This is a genomic window from Staphylococcus felis, assembly GCF_003012915.1.
Lineage (GTDB): Bacteria > Bacillota > Bacilli > Staphylococcales > Staphylococcaceae > Staphylococcus > Staphylococcus felis.
Map to the genome: position 1 here is coordinate 1,531,167 of NZ_CP027770.1, position 18,420 is coordinate 1,549,586.

The following is an 18,420-nucleotide window of genomic DNA, read 5'->3' on the forward strand; positions in this document are numbered from 1 at the left end:
AATGAAATTTGCTGTCCTTAGATTCCCTGGATCTAACTGTGACCGTGATATGTATAATGCTGCAGTTAAATCAGGTGTAGAAGCAGAATATGTTGATTATAGAACTGAATCTTTAAAAGGTTTTGATGGTGTTCTTATTCCAGGAGGATTCTCTTTTGGGGATTACTTGCGCTCTGGTGCTGTTGCTAGCGTAGCCCCAGTAATAAAAGAAGTCAAACGTTTGGCAGATGAAGGTAAGCCGGTATTAGGTGTATGCAATGGGTTCCAAATTTTAACGGAAATTGGTTTATTGCCAGGTGCTTTGCTTCATAATGATTCTCATTTATTTGTAAGCCGAAATGAAGTCCTAAGTATAGTCAATAACCAAACGCCTTTTACAAGATTATATGATGAAGGCGAAAAAGTTGTATATCCTGTTGCCCATGGTGAAGGGCATTATTATTGTACCGATGAAATATACGACCATTTGGTAAAAAACAATCAAATTATTTTGAAATATACAGACAACCCGAATGGTTCATATGATGATATTGCTGGTATTGTCAATGAAAAAGGAAATGTATGTGGGATGATGCCACATCCAGAGCGTGCTTTAGAGAAAATTTTAGGAACTGATAGTGGTGTTAAACTATTTGAATCAATGGTGAAAAGCTGGAGGGAACAAAATGCCTAAATTTTTAGAACCGACTGCAGAAGAGGTCAAAATCGAGAAACTTTATCGTGATATGGGATTGAGCGATTCGGAATTTGAAAAAGTACAAGCGATTTTAGGTCGAGATCCAAATTTTACTGAAATTGGTATTTTTTCGGTAATGTGGAGTGAGCATTGTTCGTATAAACACTCTAAGCCTTTTTTGAAACAATTTCCAACTACTGGTGAACATGTTTTGATGGGACCTGGTGAAGGTGCAGGCGTTGTCGATATTGGCGATCAACAAGCGGTAGTATTTAAAGTTGAATCTCACAATCATCCGTCAGCAATTGAGCCATATCAAGGTGCGGCAACAGGTGTAGGTGGTATTATTCGCGATATCGTATCAATTGGTGCTAGACCTATTAATTTATTAAATAGTTTGCGTTTTGGTGAGTTAACAGAAAAGACGAATCGTCGTTTATTACGTGGTGTAGTTGCGGGTATCGGTGGTTATGGCAATTGTATTGGTATTCCAACAACAGCTGGAGAAATAGAATTCGATGAGCGCTATGATGGTAATCCATTAGTTAATGCGATGTGTGTCGGCGTAATTGATCACGATATGATTCAAAAAGGAACTGCCAAAGGTGTTGGCAACTCAGTTATTTATGTTGGATTAAAAACTGGGCGAGACGGTATTCACGGTGCGACATTTGCTTCTGAAGAGTTAACAGAAGAGAGTGAAAGTAAACGTCCGTCGGTGCAAATTGGTGACCCATTCGTTGGTAAAAAATTGATGGAAGCTACACTTGAAGCAATCACTTATGATGAACTTGTAGGTATCCAGGATATGGGAGCGGCTGGTTTAACGTCATCATCATCAGAAATGGCGGCTAAAGGTGGAAGTGGAATTCATCTCGAGTTAGATCGAGTACCTGTGCGAGAAGAAGGCATTTCACCATACGAAATGATGTTGTCTGAAACACAAGAACGCATGCTACTTGTTGTGGAAAAAGGGACAGAACAAAAGTTTTTAGATTTATTTGAAAAATATGAATTAGATAGTGCTGTGATTGGCCAAGTTACGGATAATGACCGTTTTCTTTTAACATATGAAGGAGAAGTTTTTGCTGATATCCCTGTTGAACCCCTTGCAGATGAAGCGCCAGTGTATGTTTTAGAAGGGGAAGAATTAGAACACAACAAGCCAGCTCATAACTATGATGATGTTAACGTTGAAGATGTGTTTGATCGTCTTTTAACACACCCTACAATTGCGTCCAAACGTTATTTATATAGTCAGTATGATCAACAAGTTGGAGCAAATACTATTATCAAACCAGGTTTACAAGCTTCTGTAGTACGTGTTGAAGGAACGAATAAAGCGATTGCTTCAACAATTGATGGTGAAGCAAGATATGTATTCAATGATCCTTATGAAGGTGGAAAAATGGTCGTCGCTGAAGCATATCGAAACTTGATTGCTGTAGGTGCAAAACCTTTAGCAATGACAGACTGTCTTAATTATGGTTCGCCTGAGAAAAAACACATTTACCAACAATTAATTGATTCAACACGTGGTATGGCAGAGGCATGTGAAGCGCTAGCAACACCGGTTGTATCAGGAAATGTGTCTTTATATAACGAAACGAGAACATCATCTATCTTCCCAACGCCAGTTGTAGGTATGGTAGGACTAATTGAAGATATTGATTATTTGAATGACTTTACACCTCGTGCAGGTGATCGCCTGTTTGTGATTGGTGATACGAAAGATAATTATGGTGGAAGTCAAATTGAAAAATTACTCTATAGTCAAGTGAATCATGAAGTTGAGCATGTTGATTTAAGTGAGGAAGCGAAAAAAGGTGAAGCCATTCGCGATGCAATTCGAAAAGGCACTATTTCTCATGTGCAAACAGTTGGTAAAGGCGGCCTTTTAATGACACTAGCGCGTATGAGTGCTTACTATCAATTAGGTATTGAGGCAAACGTTGATTTATCTAATGCACAACTCTTTAGTGAAACACAAGGGCGCTATGTTGTTGCTGTAAAAGAGGGACAAACTTTTGATATTGAAAATGCAACAGAAATCGGAAAGCTAACAGAAAGTGATGAGTTTAAAGTAGTTGCTCAAACACATACAATCGAACGTCGTACATCCGAACTTAAACAAAATTGGGAAGGGGCAATTGAGTCATGTATGACATCCGTGGACTAAATGAAGAATGCGGAGTTTTCGGAATTTGGAACCATCCCCATGCAGCTTATCTCACATATATGGCGCTACATAGTCTACAGCATCGTGGTCAAGAAGGTGCAGGTATTGTGTGCTCGAATGGTGAACAACTATTTGGTGCACGTGGGATGGGGCTTTTAACTGAAGCGATATCTGATGCGCAGCTTCAATCCTTAGAAGGTTACCATCACGCTATAGGCCACGTACGCTATGCGACAACAGGTGCGAGTGAGATTTCAAATGTACAGCCTTTTTTATTCAAACATTCAAAAGGTGATTTAGGTTTAGCGCATAATGGTAATTTAACGAATGCGAGGCAAATTCGCCGTGCAATTGAATCTGAAGGTGGTATTTTTCAAACGACAAGTGATTCTGAGGTGCTTGCGCATCTTCTTATTAAAGGGAAATCAGACAATATTAAAACCAATCAAAAAGCAGCATTAAATCAAGTTAAAGGGGCTTTTAGTTGTGTCATTTTGAATGAACAACAGTTATCGGTGACTCGTGATAACAGAGGGGTAAGGCCACTGATGCTTGGAAAAGTAGATGGTGCTTATTGTGTCGCGAGTGAAACATGTGCTTTTACTGCAATTGGTGCGGAATACATTAGAGACATTGAGCCTGGAGAGCTGATTACATTCAAAGGCGAAGATGAAGTGGATTATGATACCTATACTATGGACATTGGTCATCGTATGTGCTCAATGGAGTATGTATATTTTGCACGTCCAGATTCAGAATTTCGTAAACATTCTATATACAACGTCAGAAAAGCGTTAGGACGTCGTTTGGCACGCGAGATGGGTGTTGATGCGGATATTGTGATTGGTGTACCTGATTCTTCACTGCAAGCGGCTAAAGGCTTTTCAGAAGAAACAGGTATTCCAAACGAACAAGGGCTACTCAAAAATCGATATATTGGACGTACGTTTATTACGCCTGATCAGTCAGTGCGTGAACGTCAAGTAAGAATGAAGCATGCACCGATAAGAGATGTTATCGAGGGCAAACGTGTTGTTGTCATTGATGACTCCATCGTCCGTGGAACAACGAGTAAATATATCGTTAAAGCGCTCAAAAATGCAGGTGCCAAAGAGGTTCATATGGGCATTTCGTCCCCACCCCTTCAAGATCCATGTTATTACGGTATAGATGTTTCAACACACTCAGAGCTAATGGCAGCACAGTACACAATTGATGAAATTAAAGAGATGATAGGTGCTGATTCTTTAACGTATCTATCAGTTGAAGGAATGCATGACGTGTTTAAAAGCTTTGATTCAAAGGGTGAATGTGACGCGTGCTTTACAGGCAATTATCCAATTGAAATTGTGGACCATCAATTACCAGAAGCAAAAGAAATGAAAAGAAGAGGAGTGTAATAAATGGCTGAATCATATAAGAAAGCAGGCGTTGATATCGAGGCAGGATATGAAGCTGTAAAACGTATGTCAAGCCACGTTGAGCGCACAATGCGTAAAGAAGTATTAGGCAGTTTGGGTGGTTTTGGCGCAACATTCGATTTATCTCAACTGAATATGAAAGCGCCTGTTTTAGTGTCGGGCACAGATGGCGTTGGAACAAAGTTAAAATTAGCAATTGATCATAATCGTCACGATACAATAGGTATTGATGCTGTTGCAATGTGTGTCAATGACATATTGACAACAGGAGCTGAGCCTCTTTATTTCTTAGACTATATTGCCACGCATAAAGTAGTCCCAGAAGTGATTGAACAAATTGTTAAAGGTATTAGTGATGGTTGCGTGGAGACAAACACAGCGTTAATTGGTGGCGAAACAGCTGAGATGGGTGAAATGTATCATGAAGGTGAATATGATGTTGCAGGTTTTGCTGTTGGTGCTGTCGAAAAATCAGAGTATGTAGACGGTTCAAATGTACAAAAGGGTGATGTCATTATTGGTCTAGCTTCAAATGGTATTCATTCAAATGGGTATAGCTTGGTGCGTCGATTAATAGACGAATCAGGTATCAATGTGAACGATATTTTTGAAAATAACCGCACATACTTAGATACATTTTTAAAGCCAACAGCGCTATATGTTAAACCTGTACTTAAAGTCAAAGCATCTGTTAAGATTCATGCAATGACACATATCACAGGTGGAGGATTTTACGAAAATATTCCAAGAGCACTTCCAGAAGGTAAAACAGCGGTTATTGATACACAATCATTCCCAACGCCTAAAGTGTTTAATTGGATACAAGAAGTAGGTAGAATCGAAACTAAAGAAATGTATAACATCTTTAACATGGGAATTGGATATACGTTAATTGTTGCGCAAGAAGATGAAGCGAAAGTGCATGATATTCTAAAAAGCGAACAAGTTGATGCCTATACAATTGGCCATATTACTGAAGAAGAGGCATCGATACGTTTAATGGAGGCATCATTGTGAAAAAAGTAGCGATATTTGCATCAGGTTCTGGGACGAACTTCGATAATATAATGAATCGTATTGAATCTGGTGTGTTATCAGGTATCAAGGTAACGGCACTTTATACTGATCAACCTTCAGCACAATGTATTCATCTTGCAAAGCAACACGGTGTTGAGGTTCATATATATGAACCACGTACATATCCAAATAAAAGTGCGTACGAGGAAGATGTTTTAAATCAGTTGAATGAAGAGCATGTAGATTGGATTATTTTAGCAGGATACATGCGATTAATCGGACATACCCTTTTGAAAGGCTATGAAGGCAAAATTTTAAACATCCATCCATCATTACTTCCTAAATACAAAGGTAAAGATGCAGTAGGACAAGCGTTAAACAGTGGGGATAGGGAAACAGGTTCTACGGTACATTACGTAGATGAAGGTATGGATACAGGTCAAATTATTGAACAGAGAACGTGTCCTATATATCAAAATGATACAAAAGAAGAATTAGAAAATCGTATTAAAGCATTAGAGTATGAATTATATCCAGCAGTTATACAAAAGATTATTCTATAAGGAGCTATATTCAAGATGAAAAAAGCAATTTTAAGCGTATCTGATAAAACAGGTATTGTAGAGTTTGCACAATCATTAGTTAAGGAAGGCTATACGCTTTATTCAACAGGGGGCACTTTTCGTCAAATTAAAGATGCCGGAGTAACAGTACATTCAGTATCTGAGTTAACGCAATTTGAAGAAATTATGGATGGACGTGTTAAAACATTACATCCAGCAGTACACGGTGGAATTTTAGCAGATCGTCATAAGCCTGAACATTTAGAACAACTTAAAGCTCAAAATATAGATTTAATTGACATGGTCGTTGTCAACTTATATCCATTTAAAGAAACGGTGGCGAACCCTGATGTCACTGAGATGGATGCAATCGAAAACATTGATATTGGTGGTCCAACAATGTTACGTGCAGCAGCGAAAAATTTTAAACATGTCACTACAATTGTGCATCCATCTGACTATGAAGAAGTGATAGCACGCATACAAAATGATACTTTAGATGAAGCATATCGTAAATCCTTAATGATTAAAGTATTTCAACATACTTATGAATATGATCAAGCGATTGTACAATTCTTTAACCCAAATAGTGAAACGTTACGCTATGGTGAAAATCCACAACAATCAGCAGAGTTTATTCGTACATCAAATGCTAAACATACATTAGCAGGCGCTAAACAATTACATGGGAAGCAATTAAGTTATAACAATATTAAAGATGCGGATGCAGCGTTAAATTTAGTTAAGAAGTTTGAATCTGCTGCAGCTGTTGCTGTAAAACATATGAATCCATGTGGTGTCGGAGTGGGGAACTCTATAGAAGAAGCCTATCGTCATGCATATGAAGCGGATATTCAATCTATTTTTGGTGGTATTGTCGCATTGAATCGCCCTGTAACAGGCGTATTAGCAGAAGCATTACATGAAATCTTTTTAGAGGTGATTATCGCACCTTCATTTGAAAGAGAAGCGCTTGAAGTATTACAAAAAAAGAAAAATATTAGACTGCTTGAAGTGGATATGACTGAAGACCTTGATGAACAAGAGTTTGTTTCAGTGTCTGGTGGCTACCTCGTGCAAGACAAAGATCATTTCGATGTCAAAAAAGAAGATATGAAAGTGGTCACTGATGTAAAACCAACTGACAAGCAATGGGAAGCTTTATTATTAGGATGGAAAGTCGTAAAAGCAGTTAAAAGTAATGCCATTGTTTTGGCCAATGACCATCAGACAGTTGGCGTAGGGGCTGGACAAATGAATCGTGTTGGATCAGCAGAAATTGCAATTGAAAGAGCAATTGAAATGAATGATAATGTCGTACTTGCTTCGGATGGATTCTTCCCTATGGATGATACTGTTGAAACAGCAGCGAAAGCAGGTGTTAAGGCAATTATTCAACCAGGTGGTTCAATTAAAGATCAAGACTCGATAGATATGGCAAACCGTTACGGTATTGCAATGGTGACAACAGGTATGCGTCATTTCAAACATTAAAAGAAGGAGGCACTCCCATATGCATGTTCTTGTAATTGGAAGCGGTGGCCGCGAGCACGCGCTTGCATACAAATTAAATGAATCTCATTTAGTCTCAAAAGTATACGCTATCCCTGGTAATGATGCGATGATAGAGGTGGCAGAAGTCCATACAGAAATTGCAGAAAACAATCATGAGGATATTTTAAAATTTGCGAAAAACCATCAAATTGAATGGGTAATTATTGGACCTGAGCAACCGCTCACAGATGGATTAGGCAATCTATTGAGAAATGCTGGAATGAAGGTGTTTGGTCCAAATAAAGAGGCAGCACAAATAGAAGGGTCTAAATCGTTTGCCAAACGTTTGATGAAAAAATACAATATTCCAACAGCAGATTATCAAGAAATAAGTCAGAAATCTGAGGCTCTTAATTATGTTAAAAACTGCGAATTACCGATAGTTCTCAAAAAAGATGGACTCGCTGCAGGTAAAGGTGTCATTATTGCGCAAACTCGTGAAGAGGCGATAGATGCAGTCGAAACACTTTATCCCGAAGAAGAAAGTAAAGTCGTGTTCGAACAATTTCTTGAAGGTGAAGAATTTTCATTGATGACTTTTGTTAATGGAGATTACGCGGTTCCTTTTGATACGATTGCACAAGACCATAAACGTGCTTTTGATCACGACGAAGGACCCAATACTGGTGGCATGGGCGCATATTGTCCAGTGCCTCATATTAGCACAAATGTTTTAAAAGAAACAAATGACAAAATTGCGCAGCCTATTGCACGTGCGATGAAAAGTGAAGGTTATGACTTTATGGGACTTCTATATATCGGTGCGATACTGACGAAAGAGGGACCCAAAGTAATAGAATTTAACGCACGATTTGGTGATCCTGAAGCGCAAGTATTGTTAAAGCGTTTGGATAGCGATTTAATGGAACATATCGTTCAATTAGAAGCTAAGCAGCCTATTGATATGGTCTGGAAAGATGAAGCAGTAGTGGGTGTAATGTTAGCGTCTAAAGGCTATCCAGGATTGTACGATAAGGGGCATACCGTAAGTGGTTTTGAACAAGATTCGGATTATTATTTTGTAAGTGGATTAAAGTGTGAACAAGACCAATTCGTCACATCAGGAGGACGTGTTATCTTGGCAATCGGAACAGGAGATTCTATTGTAAACGCTCAAAAAAATGCATATGAACGAGTTCGAAAAATTCAGAGCGACAATCTCTTTTATCGAAATGATATAGCACATAAAGCGATAGACAGTTAAAAAATAAGGAGTGTCAATGAAAACTTTTAATTGAAGATTTCATTGGCACTCCTATTTGATTTTCTTAGCAGATGGTATAAACGGGAAATCAAGAAAATCAGTGATGCCTTTTCATATCATCGAGATCATGAAAACGCATTTTCGGGCTATTATCTAACATCAGTGATATGTGTTATGGGTACGAAATGCGCCATCGTAAAAGCAAGTATAACAAACAAAATAATTAAAAGGACCAATATAACATCTCTATATGAAAATGGGACGTGATAATAGTAAGTACGAGGCCCATCTTGAAACCCTTTTTTCTCCATAGCGACAGATAAACGATGCGCTTTACGTATATTTTGGCTTAATAAAGGGATTAATAAATGATTGAGCCTTTTAAACCCCGAATAGTTTTTGTTGTCAATCATTTGATAACGCATTTTTAAGGCATTTCTAAGTTGAAACACAGATTCAATCATCAATGGAATCATTCGAAAAGCCGCCATAAAGGCATATGCGATTTTAGGTTTAACTTTGAGATGTTGCATCAAGCTATAAAAAATCATGATAACTTGTGAAGTAAATGCAATCGATAAGCCAAAGAAACTAATAACCATTGTACGTAAAGACAAATGAAGTCCACGTACAAGGCTCTCGCTACTGATTTGTACAAACCCAAATTTGAATAATACATGTTGACCCTCACCATAAAAAATCATAAATAACGATGAGGTAAGGGCAAACACAATGGAAAAACTCAAAAACAGTAATAATACTTTCCATTGTGTGCCGCTCACTAGAAGTAAAAACAATAACATCATGAAGGCAAGATAAATCATAAAGTCAAAGTTGTGAATAAAGATAATAAAGAAAAAAAGTGCAATACCTAGAAACAACTTAGTAATAATATTGACCTTGTCCATAAATGTGTATTTAAGCTTCCAAGATTCAACCATGATGTGTCACCTCGCATTCAACAAGTTGAGCATTTTGAATTGCAAAGTGACGCGTCGGATAACGATGAATAATATGTGGGTCATGTGTAATCATCATAATGGTTTGCCCTTGCTGCATTCTTTCGTGAAACAACTCAATTAATTTAAACGTATTATGACTATCTAAACCAAATGTTGGCTCATCCAGCAAGATAATATCCGCATTAGTACTTAAGGCAGTTGCGACACTTAATCGTCTCTTTTGCCCCATTGATAATTCAAAAGGATGTTGATTTTTGACATGATGTAAATCTAGTAATTCAAGCATAGATTCGGTTAATTGTTTCGCATTGTCATGATTTGAATGGTCATAATTAACAAAGATTTCATCAAAAACAGTGTTTTGAATAAACTGTAACTCTGGATTTTGATAAACTAAATACATATTATTCGCTGCATCTTTTAACTTATTTAGTTTCTGATTATTGTAGCGCATTGTTCCTCTGTATTTAATTAGTTGCATCATCGACTCAAATAAAGTTGTTTTACCTGTTCCATTTTTTCCAGTTAATGTAATCCATTCACCTGGATGTATATCGAAATGTGATACATTGTATAGTTTTTTATTTCCTCTTTGAATAGCGCCTTGATTGAATTGATAATAAAATGACTTTGAAATATCTGATGGTTTTTCAATGGGGTTAGGCGCCTTATCCCACGCATTCGGATGCCAAACACCGTATTCGCTTAAAACATCCTCAAAATGTTTTAAAATGTAATCTGGCTCGCCTTGTTGAATGATTTGACCTTGGTGGTTCATAAGAATCACACGATCTACATAATCCCATATGTGTTCAACTTTATGTTCTACGATGAGCACAGTTTGATCTTCCCATAAATCTCTAAGTAAAGACCAAAGATTTTCTGTTGCTTCTACATCAAGCATTGCAGTTGGTTCATCTAAAAATAACGTATTTGCATTTTGTAAGAGTGTCCCCGCAATCGCTAATTTTTGCTTCATTCCACCACTCAACTGATTGATATTTTGCTTAGGATTCACATCCAGTTGAACGCGTTGTAATGCTTCATTTATTAAATGATCCATTTCTTGACGCGCAACTTGGCGGTTTTCAAGTATAAAAGCAAGTTCTTCATTTACTTGTGGCATGCAAAATTGTGAGTCAGGATCTTGAAAGATAACTCCAGATTGTTTTGAAATGTGCAGTTCATCATATTTCATTGGCAAGTCAATTAAATGAGGAACTATGCCGCTTAATACATTGAGTAAAGTACTTTTACCAGAACCTGATGGTCCAAGTAAAAGTACTTTTTCTTTATCTTTAATTTCAATATCTAGACCATCGAAAATTTTGTAATCAGCACTTGGATATTTCAAGCGCAAATTTTTAACTTTTAACACTTTTAATACTCCTTATAAAGTATCATAATCATCTTTTGAAGCAGGTCTGAATAGCTTAGTTACACCAGTTTGATCAAGTGCTTTGACTAGATAATATGGGAAAATACCAGCTAAAACAGCACCACTAATCACTCGAAAGGCAATTAATAAAATTAAATTCCATTTTGCAACTTCATTAAGGTAACCATAGTACCAGTCAATGGGTAAGCTGATAATAGCAGCAGCCATACCGGCTAAAATAGCAACCATTAATGCACGTGATTTGTATCGGAATATAGCAAATACAATTTCACATGCTAAACCTTGAAGTAATGCATAAATAATTGTTGGTATATCAAAGCGACCCATCATAATGGTTTCGCCAGCACCTGCTGCAAACTCGGCAAGTAATGCAATTCCCATTTTTGGAATAATCAAATATGCAACAACAGCAGCACTAAACCACATACCATACATCAGCTGATCGATATGTAAACCGAGTGGCTGAACTGTATTATTAACAATCCACCATAAATTATAAATGACAGCAAAAATAACAGAAATTAAGACTGTCACTAAGATATCAGAAAGTGTTAACCCCTTCTTCATCATAAATGTCCTCCTTAAAGTTGATATCATCAGCAATGATCATTGTTTGTCGAATCCAATTCATTTAAGACAACGGATAGTAATGGTCATTGTGATAATGTGATGAAAATAAAAAACGCACAAGTCTCGTACTGAGATGTGCGTAGGAATTGTTACAATAAATAAACATCATAAAAAAGCGGCTACTCCAATAACCGCATAGACCATGTTTATGAATCATAAACGATTACACTTTCCTACGCTAGTATCATCTAGTTCAGGTTCAAAGGGTTTGAGGATTGACTCCTCATCTCAGCATACACACCCCTAGTGCGAATTTAATTGTTATTGATAATGTACACTGTTAGGTGACAAAAGTCAAGAAGTGGTGACTATGACGTATTAAGGAGGCGCTTTATCTTATCACTTTAGTCGCTCACCAAAATATGGGAATCGTTAAGGTGACTCAGAAAAATGATGGGGAATAGTTGCCAAAAAAATGGTGAAATAATACGGCTCTCAGTCAAATTGGACTGAGAGCATTAAATTAAGGCGTTATGCAATAATGGATTGCTTAACGCCTTTTTTGTTGTGTGATCATAAAGTCTTGAACATTAATGCCTCTTTATAATACGACATAAATCAGTAAAATTGAGTTGGTAAAACATACTTTATAACTTAAGGGTGTAAATAAATATAGCAAATTTGATCGATTCCTAAGCCGAGACTTCTGAGGCGCCTAGAAAAGCGAGGCTTTATGGAACAATCAAATAAATGAAATTATTTATACACCAGTCCGATTTACTATAGAACCAATAATACTCGGAATCAGAATAACACTCACATGTTTTAATGAACTCAAAAAAGTGTTACATTCCTAGTACGTATTATTTCACCATTCAGATTGTCTTATTCAAAAGTGTCTTGAATATTATCTTTTGTTTCTTCTAAACCTTTTTTAGTATCTTCTTTTTTATTTTTTAAATCTTGCTCTTTTTCTTTAGCTTGTTCTGCTGCTTTTTTTAAATCTTTTTCAGACATTGAATATGCACTCCTTTGAAAAGTATATGTCTATGTTATGCCCGAAAAATAGAAATCTAAACATGACTTTTAAGTTTGGATTTAATGACACCTATGATTATATAGATTTGGTAATGGTTGTAAATTAAAGTGAAGACGTTTTAATATGGATAATATAGGATAATAGTTTATCAACACAAATATATGGTGAGATAGGATAATAGTTTATCAACACAAATATATGGTGAGATAGGATAGATGATATTGGATAGTTGCGACAAGTGAAGTCGTACTATAGACTGAATTTCTGAAAAATTACAGACATATCTTTTGGGATTGTTTATAATAGTTGTGAGGTGAGCGCATGTCATTGTTCAACAAATACACCGAAGTGATTTATAGCTATATTATTGGTGTACTTTCTATTCTATTGAGCATTATTATTTTCATTAATATACCACTTATACATCAACTCAACGATGGTAAGCGTAAAATACCTGACATTGATAATGCTTGGGATTTTACAATGGCGTTTTTTAATGAAATTATTCGTGTAATGAGTAAATACATTGGTGATGTTCCTTTAGCGAGCGGAATTATCATACTTTTATTTGGGGCATTAATGGTTTTGATAGGGCGAACTTTAACGAATACAACACGATTTGATTATGATATCTCAATCTTCTTTTTGCTGATTGGTATTATTTATTTTGTGTTAACGTTAATTTTTATGTCTCAAGTTTATAGTTGGGTTGCTTTTGTTTTTGTGATACCTTTTTTAATACATATCGGGTATATCGCATATAAGGATGAGTTAAACCCAGCACACCGCAAACAACATTACTTATGGATTATATTTAGTTACGGTTTGAGTTATGTAATGACTCAGCTTTCATTGTATGGTCGTATTGATGCACGTGAAATTACAGCTATTGATGTATTAAGTATTAATACTTTTTTTATCTTATTGTGGATTTTAGGACAAATGGCGATTTGGAACTTTTTGTTTTTACGTCGTTCATTACCTGTGTCAAATGAAGAGTTAACAGGAGAAACGAATGAATATTCAAGAAGTAAAAAGTACCAATTTAATGATAATACTAAATACCATATTAAAGATATTCAACATCGCACATCAGAACTTACACAAGGCATTACTCGAAAAACACGTCGAAGTATTGATCTTGAGAAGATACGACGTCAGAAAGATACAATAAAAGAAAAGTGGTTTGGTTGGGCTAAATTAGAAGAAGATGATATTCCCTCTTTTTTACATCGTCCAAAGTGGTTGAAAAAAAATTATGTCATACTTGCGTGTGGCATTATCATTTTATTCTTCATACTGCTCGAGTTTAATAATCGGAATAGCTTATTTATGTCGGGAGATTGGAGACTTTCTCAAACACAATATGTATATGAATGGGTAAGCTTATTTTTATTGTTAATAGTGGGAATTATTTACATCATTACAACAGTCACTTATATGTTAAAAGGAAAGTACTATTACTTACAATTATTCATGATTAGTATTCTATTTTTTAAGTTACTTACAGAATACATTGTTATACTTTTTAATGGGTTATTACTTTCAATTTTTATTACACCTATTTTATTATTAATGCTTATTCCTGCGATTGTCGCATTTATTGTACAACTTAGACAAAAGTCTCCGGATGAGCAGTAAAGATTAAAGACCTGAAGCATGGGAGAGGTTATCCTATCTTCAGGCTTTTTCATGTTAAAATGAAAATAACGTTAAAAGAGAAGGGCTGATATCAATGAAAACGGCTATTTTAAATAAAGGAAAAGAGGATAAATATTTTAATCAATATCCTTTGATTGAAGAAGAAGATATCTTTCGAAGTCACAATTTGAAAGAAGGTGATCTATTCTACTTGATGACGTCGACAGATGTATATATCGCGACATGTTACGTAGGACGACAGCATAAAGGATTGGGTTGGGTGCTGAGTTATGATAAGGATGAGCAAATCAATCGCACATTCTTTCACAATAAATTTGAACTGGCACTTGAAGAGCGTCAATACTTTTATCATATTGATGGAACGAACGCGTTTCGATTATTCAATGGAGAAGGTGACGGTGTCGGTGGGTTAACAATTGATAATTACGATGGCCATTTACTGATTCAGTGGTATTCTGAAGGGATTTATGCATTTAGAGATGATGTGATCAATGCGATAAAATCAGTATTTAATTATCGTTCCATTTATGAAAAGACACGATTTAAAAATGACAATATTCATTCGGGCTTTGTTTTAGGAGAGAGTGCTGAGTTTCCAATTGTCATTGAAGAAAATCACACCTTTTATAATGTCGATTTAGATGAAGGCCCAATGACCGGAATCTTTTTGGATCAAAAAGAAGTCAGAAAAAAATTAAGAGATTATTATTCACATGAACGAAAAGTATTAAATTTATTTAGTTATACAGGTGCTTTCTCTGTGATAGCTGCAAAGGAAGCCGTCGAAACGACAAGCGTTGATTTAGCCAATCGTTCAAGAACATTAACTGAAGAGAATTTTGGTATCAATGCAATTGACCCTAATACTCAAAAGATTTTTGTAATGGATACGTTTGATTTCTATAAATATGCACTTCGCCATAACTTGAAATATGACACGATTGTAATAGATCCACCAAGTTTTGCTCGAAACAAAAAGAAAACTTTTTCTGTAATGAAAGATTATAGCAAGTTGATTAAAGGAGCGTTAGATATTTTAGCATACAATGGCAGCCTCATTTTAAGTACTAATCATAGTATGTACAGCCTTAAAGCATTTAAAAATATGGCAAAACGTGTGCTTGATGAAGCAGGCGTAGACTATACCGTAGATGAAGTGATGGGGTTACCAAAAGATTTCAAAACACATCCACATTATAAGCCATCAAAATATTTAAAAGTTATTTTTATAACAGTCAAGCATTAAACTTCGCAAAATGGGTATAGTGTCATATCTATTTGTTTGAAAGGCGGTAACAGAAATGAAATTTTCGAATAAAATTGCACAATCTGTTGGAAATAAAGTATTAAATATAGATGAAATTACGCAAAAAGATCAATTACCCCAAACAATCGAAGACCTCAATCAAAGAAGAAAATATGCTGAGAATATTGTTAAGAAGAAAGCACTCTTGTCTTCTAGTGCGACACTTGTTCCGGTACCGGGCTTTGATTTTGGTGTAGATGTTAAATTAATGAGAGATATTATTGAAGATATCAACAAAATATATGGTTTAGATCATAAGCAAGTTAATAAACTTTCAGATGATGTAAAAAACAGAATATATGTTGCAGCAGGCATTCAAGGGAGTCAGTTGATAGGTAAAAAAGTTACAAACGGTATAGTAAAAATATTTATCAGAGATTTAGCAAAACGCACAGCTGCAAAGCAAACACGCTGGTTTCCGTTGGTTGGACAAGCAGTTTCAGCGTCTATTAGTTATTATTTTATGACTAAGCTAGGTAAAGAACATATTCAGAAGTGTGAAGACGTTGCTAAAGCTTTAGTTTAAATTTTTCGAAATTATGTCAAAAGTTAAATGAAACCACACTGCGACAATGATTTACGAATTGAATTTGAGGATGGATTTTGGTAAGGTTAACCTATGTAGCAGGATTAGTAATAATTTTCAGCTAATAAATTGATTTAATTAAAGGAGTAAGATATAAAATGGAACAACAATCATATGTAATTATCGACGAGACAGGGATTCATGCTCGCCCAGCAACAATGTTAGTACAAACAGCTTCAAAATTTGATTCTGATATTCAATTAGAATACAATGCTAAAAAAGTTAACTTAAAATCAATCATGGGTGTTATGAGTTTAGGTGTTGGTAAAGATGCAGAGATCACTATTTATGCTGACGGTAGCGACGAATCTGAAGCGATTAAAGCGATTACTGAAGTATTAAGTAAAGAAGGACTTACAAAATAATGTCTGATATTATTAAGGGAATTGGCGCTTCTGATGGTGTTGCCATTGCCAAAGCATATTTACTTGTAGAACCTGATTTAAGTTATAGCAGTGAAAAAACCGATAATCCTGATGCAGAAGTATCTCAATTCAAAGATGCGATTCAACAATCAAAAGTTGAATTAACAAAAATTAGAAATAATGCAGAAGTACAACTTGGTGCCGATAAAGCGGCTATTTTTGATGCGCATTTACTCGTTTTAGATGATCCAGAACTGATTCAACCGATTGAAAGTAAAATCAAAGATGAACAAGCGAGCGCGCCACATGCACTCACTGAAGTAACTCAGAACTTTATTACCATTTTTGAATCTATGGATAATGAATATATGAAAGAGCGTGCTGCAGATATTCGTGACGTATCTAAACGTGTACTTGCACATTTATTAGGTGTCGAATTACCGAATCCGAGTATTGTTGATGAAAGCGTTATTATTGTAGGGAATGATTTAACGCCTTCAGATACTGCTCAGCTCAATAAACAGTATGTCCAAGGCTTTGTGACAAATATTGGTGGACGTACATCTCACTCAGCGATTATGAGTCGTTCATTAGAAATTCCAGCTGTAGTAGGAACTAAAACAATTACTGACTCTGTCCAACAAGGAGATATGATGATTGTTGATGGCTTGACTGGAGATGTGATTATTAATCCAACTGATGATGAAGTACGTGCTTATCAACATAAGCGAGAAACATTTTTCGCTGATCGTGAAGCATTAAAGCAATTGCGTGACGAACCATCAAAATCTAAAGATGGCAAACATGTTGAACTTGCTGCAAACATTGGTACACCTGATGATTTGGCAGGTGTGAAAGACAACGGTGCTGAAGGTATTGGATTATATCGTACTGAATTTTTATATATGGGGCGCGATAAGATGCCGTCAGAAGACGAGCAATTTGAAGCCTATAAAAAAGTTTTAGAAGAAATGGACGGCAAACGTGTTGTCGTGCGTACATTAGATATTGGTGGAGATAAAGAATTACCATATCTTAACTTACCTGAAGAGATGAATCCTTTCTTAGGATACCGTGCGATTCGTTTATGTTTAGATCAACCTGATATTTTCCGTCCACAATTACGAGCGCTTTTACGTGCTTCAACATACGGAAAGTTGAACATTATGTTCCCAATGGTTGCGACTGTTCAAGAGTTTCGTGATGCTAAACAGTTACTATTAGAAGAGAAAGAAAACCTTAAAAATGAAGGTGTTGATGTAAGTGATGATATTGAATTAGGTATCATGGTTGAGATTCCATCGACAGCTGCTTTGGCTGATGTATTTGCTAAAGAAGTTGATTTCTTTAGTATCGGGACAAATGACCTTATTCAATATACGATGGCTGCTGATCGTATGTCAGAGCGTGTTTCATACTTGTATCAACCATACAATCCTTCTATCTTAAGACTTGTTAAACAGGTAATTGAGGCTTCTCACAAAGAAGGAAAGTGGACTGGAATGTGCGGAGAGATGGCTGGAGATGAGACAGCTATTCCGTTATTACTTGGTTTAGGACTTGACGAATTTTCAATGAGTGCAACTTCAATCTTAAAAGCACGTCGTTTAATTCAAAATTTAAGTACAACTGAGATGACACAACTCGCAGATCGTGCTGTGAATTGCGCAACTGTAGATGAAGTTGTGGAATTAGTTAAGGATGCAACTTCGAATCTTAACAGTTAATAATATTAAAGCAGTTATCCATATAAAAGAGGTTGGGGCATCAACCCCAAAATAAAAAGTGCTAAGATGATTTTTAATAAAAATGCGTCTTAGTGCTTTTTTTATGGGTTCTATAGTAAATCGGACTGGTGTATAAATAATTTCATTTATTTAATTGTTCCATAAAGCCTCACTTTTCTAGGTGTCTCAC

The 18,420-nt window shown here is 35.9% G+C and carries 16 protein-coding genes and 1 riboswitch; of the genes, 12 read left to right on the forward strand and 4 right to left on the reverse strand.

The genetic code is table 11. The annotated features are described in order from the left end of the window. Window position 1 precedes the first annotated feature (1 nt). Genes purQ through purD form a run of 7 tightly spaced genes read left to right on the forward strand, consistent with a single transcriptional unit; the run spans window position 2 to window position 8,614 of the window. Complete coding sequence (gene purQ, locus C7J90_RS07145) at window positions 2-673, forward strand: phosphoribosylformylglycinamidine synthase I (protein WP_103210750.1); 672 nt, start codon at window positions 2-4, stop codon at window positions 671-673. After that, complete coding sequence (gene purL / locus C7J90_RS07150) at window positions 666-2,855, forward strand: phosphoribosylformylglycinamidine synthase subunit PurL (protein WP_103210751.1); 2,190 nt, start codon at window positions 666-668, stop codon at window positions 2,853-2,855. The genes purQ and purL overlap by 8 nt, the downstream gene beginning before the upstream one ends. After that, the gene (gene purF, locus C7J90_RS07155) at window positions 2,834-4,255 is read left to right on the forward strand and encodes an amidophosphoribosyltransferase (protein WP_103210753.1); all 1,422 of its coding nucleotides are present in this window, start codon (window positions 2,834-2,836) and stop codon (window positions 4,253-4,255) included. Before purL ends, purF begins: the two co-directional genes overlap by 22 nt. A gap of 3 nt (window positions 4,256-4,258) precedes the next feature. Continuing rightward, window positions 4,259-5,293, forward strand: a complete 1,035-nt coding sequence (purM, locus tag C7J90_RS07160) for a phosphoribosylformylglycinamidine cyclo-ligase (RefSeq protein WP_103210755.1) — start codon at window positions 4,259-4,261, stop codon at window positions 5,291-5,293. Next, on the forward strand, window positions 5,290-5,856 hold the full coding sequence (purN, locus tag C7J90_RS07165) for a phosphoribosylglycinamide formyltransferase (RefSeq protein ID WP_103210756.1): 567 nt from the start codon (window positions 5,290-5,292) through the stop codon (window positions 5,854-5,856). Before purM ends, purN begins: the two co-directional genes overlap by 4 nt. Before the next feature lie 15 nt (window positions 5,857-5,871). Then, the gene (purH, locus tag C7J90_RS07170; protein ID WP_103210758.1) at window positions 5,872-7,350 is read left to right on the forward strand and encodes a bifunctional phosphoribosylaminoimidazolecarboxamide formyltransferase/IMP cyclohydrolase; all 1,479 of its coding nucleotides are present in this window, start codon (window positions 5,872-5,874) and stop codon (window positions 7,348-7,350) included. A gap of 19 nt (window positions 7,351-7,369) precedes the next feature. Beyond that, on the forward strand, window positions 7,370-8,614 hold the full coding sequence (gene purD, locus C7J90_RS07175) for a phosphoribosylamine--glycine ligase (protein ID WP_103210760.1): 1,245 nt from the start codon (window positions 7,370-7,372) through the stop codon (window positions 8,612-8,614). A 149-nt stretch (window positions 8,615-8,763) separates the two neighbouring features. On the opposite strand, the gene C7J90_RS07180 is transcribed toward purD, so the two are convergent. The 4 genes from C7J90_RS07180 to graF all read right to left on the reverse strand — a co-directional run bounded on the left by C7J90_RS07180 (window position 8,764) and on the right by graF (window position 12,562). Next, window positions 8,764-9,555, reverse strand: a complete 792-nt coding sequence (locus C7J90_RS07180; protein ID WP_103210761.1) for an energy-coupling factor transporter transmembrane component T family protein — start codon at window positions 9,553-9,555, stop codon at window positions 8,764-8,766. After that, window positions 9,548-10,954 (reverse strand): ABC transporter ATP-binding protein, encoded by a 1,407-nt coding sequence (locus C7J90_RS07185; RefSeq protein WP_103210763.1) that lies wholly within the window; start codon window positions 10,952-10,954, stop codon window positions 9,548-9,550. Before C7J90_RS07185 ends, C7J90_RS07180 begins: the two co-directional genes overlap by 8 nt. Window positions 10,955-10,966: 12 nt before the next feature. After that, window positions 10,967-11,542: an ECF transporter S component gene (locus tag C7J90_RS07190; protein ID WP_103210776.1), complete on the reverse strand. Its 576-nt coding sequence runs from the start codon at window positions 11,540-11,542 to the stop codon at window positions 10,967-10,969. 216 nt (window positions 11,543-11,758) lie between these two features. Further along, a riboswitch (TPP riboswitch) is annotated at window positions 11,759-11,860 on the reverse strand. Between the two features lie 570 nt (window positions 11,861-12,430). Continuing rightward, entirely contained in the window at window positions 12,431-12,562 is a 132-nt protein-coding gene (graF, locus tag C7J90_RS12115) for a glycopeptide resistance-associated protein GraF (RefSeq protein ID WP_198456229.1), read from the reverse strand. Between the two features lie 343 nt (window positions 12,563-12,905). Between graF and auxA the strand changes: the two genes are divergently transcribed. The 5 genes from auxA to ptsP all read left to right on the forward strand — a co-directional run bounded on the left by auxA (window position 12,906) and on the right by ptsP (window position 18,230). Continuing rightward, window positions 12,906-14,225, forward strand: coding sequence for a lipoteichoic acid stability factor AuxA (auxA, locus tag C7J90_RS07195; protein ID WP_103210765.1), 1,320 nt, complete (start codon window positions 12,906-12,908; stop codon window positions 14,223-14,225). Window positions 14,226-14,319: 94 nt separating this feature from the next. Next, window positions 14,320-15,492, forward strand: a complete 1,173-nt coding sequence (locus C7J90_RS07200; protein WP_103210767.1) for a class I SAM-dependent rRNA methyltransferase — start codon at window positions 14,320-14,322, stop codon at window positions 15,490-15,492. 55 nt (window positions 15,493-15,547) lie between these two features. After that, entirely contained in the window at window positions 15,548-16,078 is a 531-nt protein-coding gene (locus C7J90_RS07205; protein WP_103210768.1) for a DUF697 domain-containing protein, read from the forward strand. A gap of 158 nt (window positions 16,079-16,236) precedes the next feature. Further along, entirely contained in the window at window positions 16,237-16,503 is a 267-nt protein-coding gene (locus C7J90_RS07210) for a phosphocarrier protein HPr (protein ID WP_103210770.1), read from the forward strand. Beyond that, window positions 16,503-18,230 (forward strand): phosphoenolpyruvate--protein phosphotransferase, encoded by a 1,728-nt coding sequence (gene ptsP / locus C7J90_RS07215; RefSeq protein WP_103210772.1) that lies wholly within the window; start codon window positions 16,503-16,505, stop codon window positions 18,228-18,230. Before C7J90_RS07210 ends, ptsP begins: the two co-directional genes overlap by 1 nt. Window positions 18,231-18,420: the final 190 nt, after the last annotated feature.

Excerpts from the sequence above, each read along its gene's own strand:
- auxA (WP_103210765.1), top strand. The coding sequence starts at position 12,906 with ATGTCATTGTTCAACAAATACACCGAAGTGATTTATAGCTATATTATT.
- C7J90_RS07200 (WP_103210767.1), top strand. The coding sequence starts at position 14,320 with ATGAAAACGGCTATTTTAAATAAAGGAAAAGAGGATAAATATTTTAAT.
- purQ (WP_103210750.1), top strand. The coding sequence starts at position 2 with ATGAAATTTGCTGTCCTTAGATTCCCTGGATCTAACTGTGACCGTGAT.
- C7J90_RS07210 (WP_103210770.1), top strand. The coding sequence starts at position 16,237 with ATGGAACAACAATCATATGTAATTATCGACGAGACAGGGATTCATGCT.
- purM (WP_103210755.1), top strand. The coding sequence starts at position 4,259 with ATGGCTGAATCATATAAGAAAGCAGGCGTTGATATCGAGGCAGGATAT.
- graF (WP_198456229.1), bottom strand. The coding sequence starts at position 12,562 with ATGTCTGAAAAAGATTTAAAAAAAGCAGCAGAACAAGCTAAAGAAAAA.
- C7J90_RS07205 (WP_103210768.1), top strand. The coding sequence starts at position 15,548 with ATGAAATTTTCGAATAAAATTGCACAATCTGTTGGAAATAAAGTATTA.
- purF (WP_103210753.1), top strand. The coding sequence starts at position 2,834 with ATGTATGACATCCGTGGACTAAATGAAGAATGCGGAGTTTTCGGAATT.
- purD (WP_103210760.1), top strand. The coding sequence starts at position 7,370 with ATGCATGTTCTTGTAATTGGAAGCGGTGGCCGCGAGCACGCGCTTGCA.
- C7J90_RS07190 (WP_103210776.1), bottom strand. The coding sequence starts at position 11,542 with ATGAAGAAGGGGTTAACACTTTCTGATATCTTAGTGACAGTCTTAATT.
- C7J90_RS07180 (WP_103210761.1), bottom strand. The coding sequence starts at position 9,555 with ATGGTTGAATCTTGGAAGCTTAAATACACATTTATGGACAAGGTCAAT.
- purH (WP_103210758.1), top strand. The coding sequence starts at position 5,872 with ATGAAAAAAGCAATTTTAAGCGTATCTGATAAAACAGGTATTGTAGAG.
- ptsP (WP_103210772.1), top strand. The coding sequence starts at position 16,503 with ATGTCTGATATTATTAAGGGAATTGGCGCTTCTGATGGTGTTGCCATT.
- purL (WP_103210751.1), top strand. The coding sequence starts at position 666 with ATGCCTAAATTTTTAGAACCGACTGCAGAAGAGGTCAAAATCGAGAAA.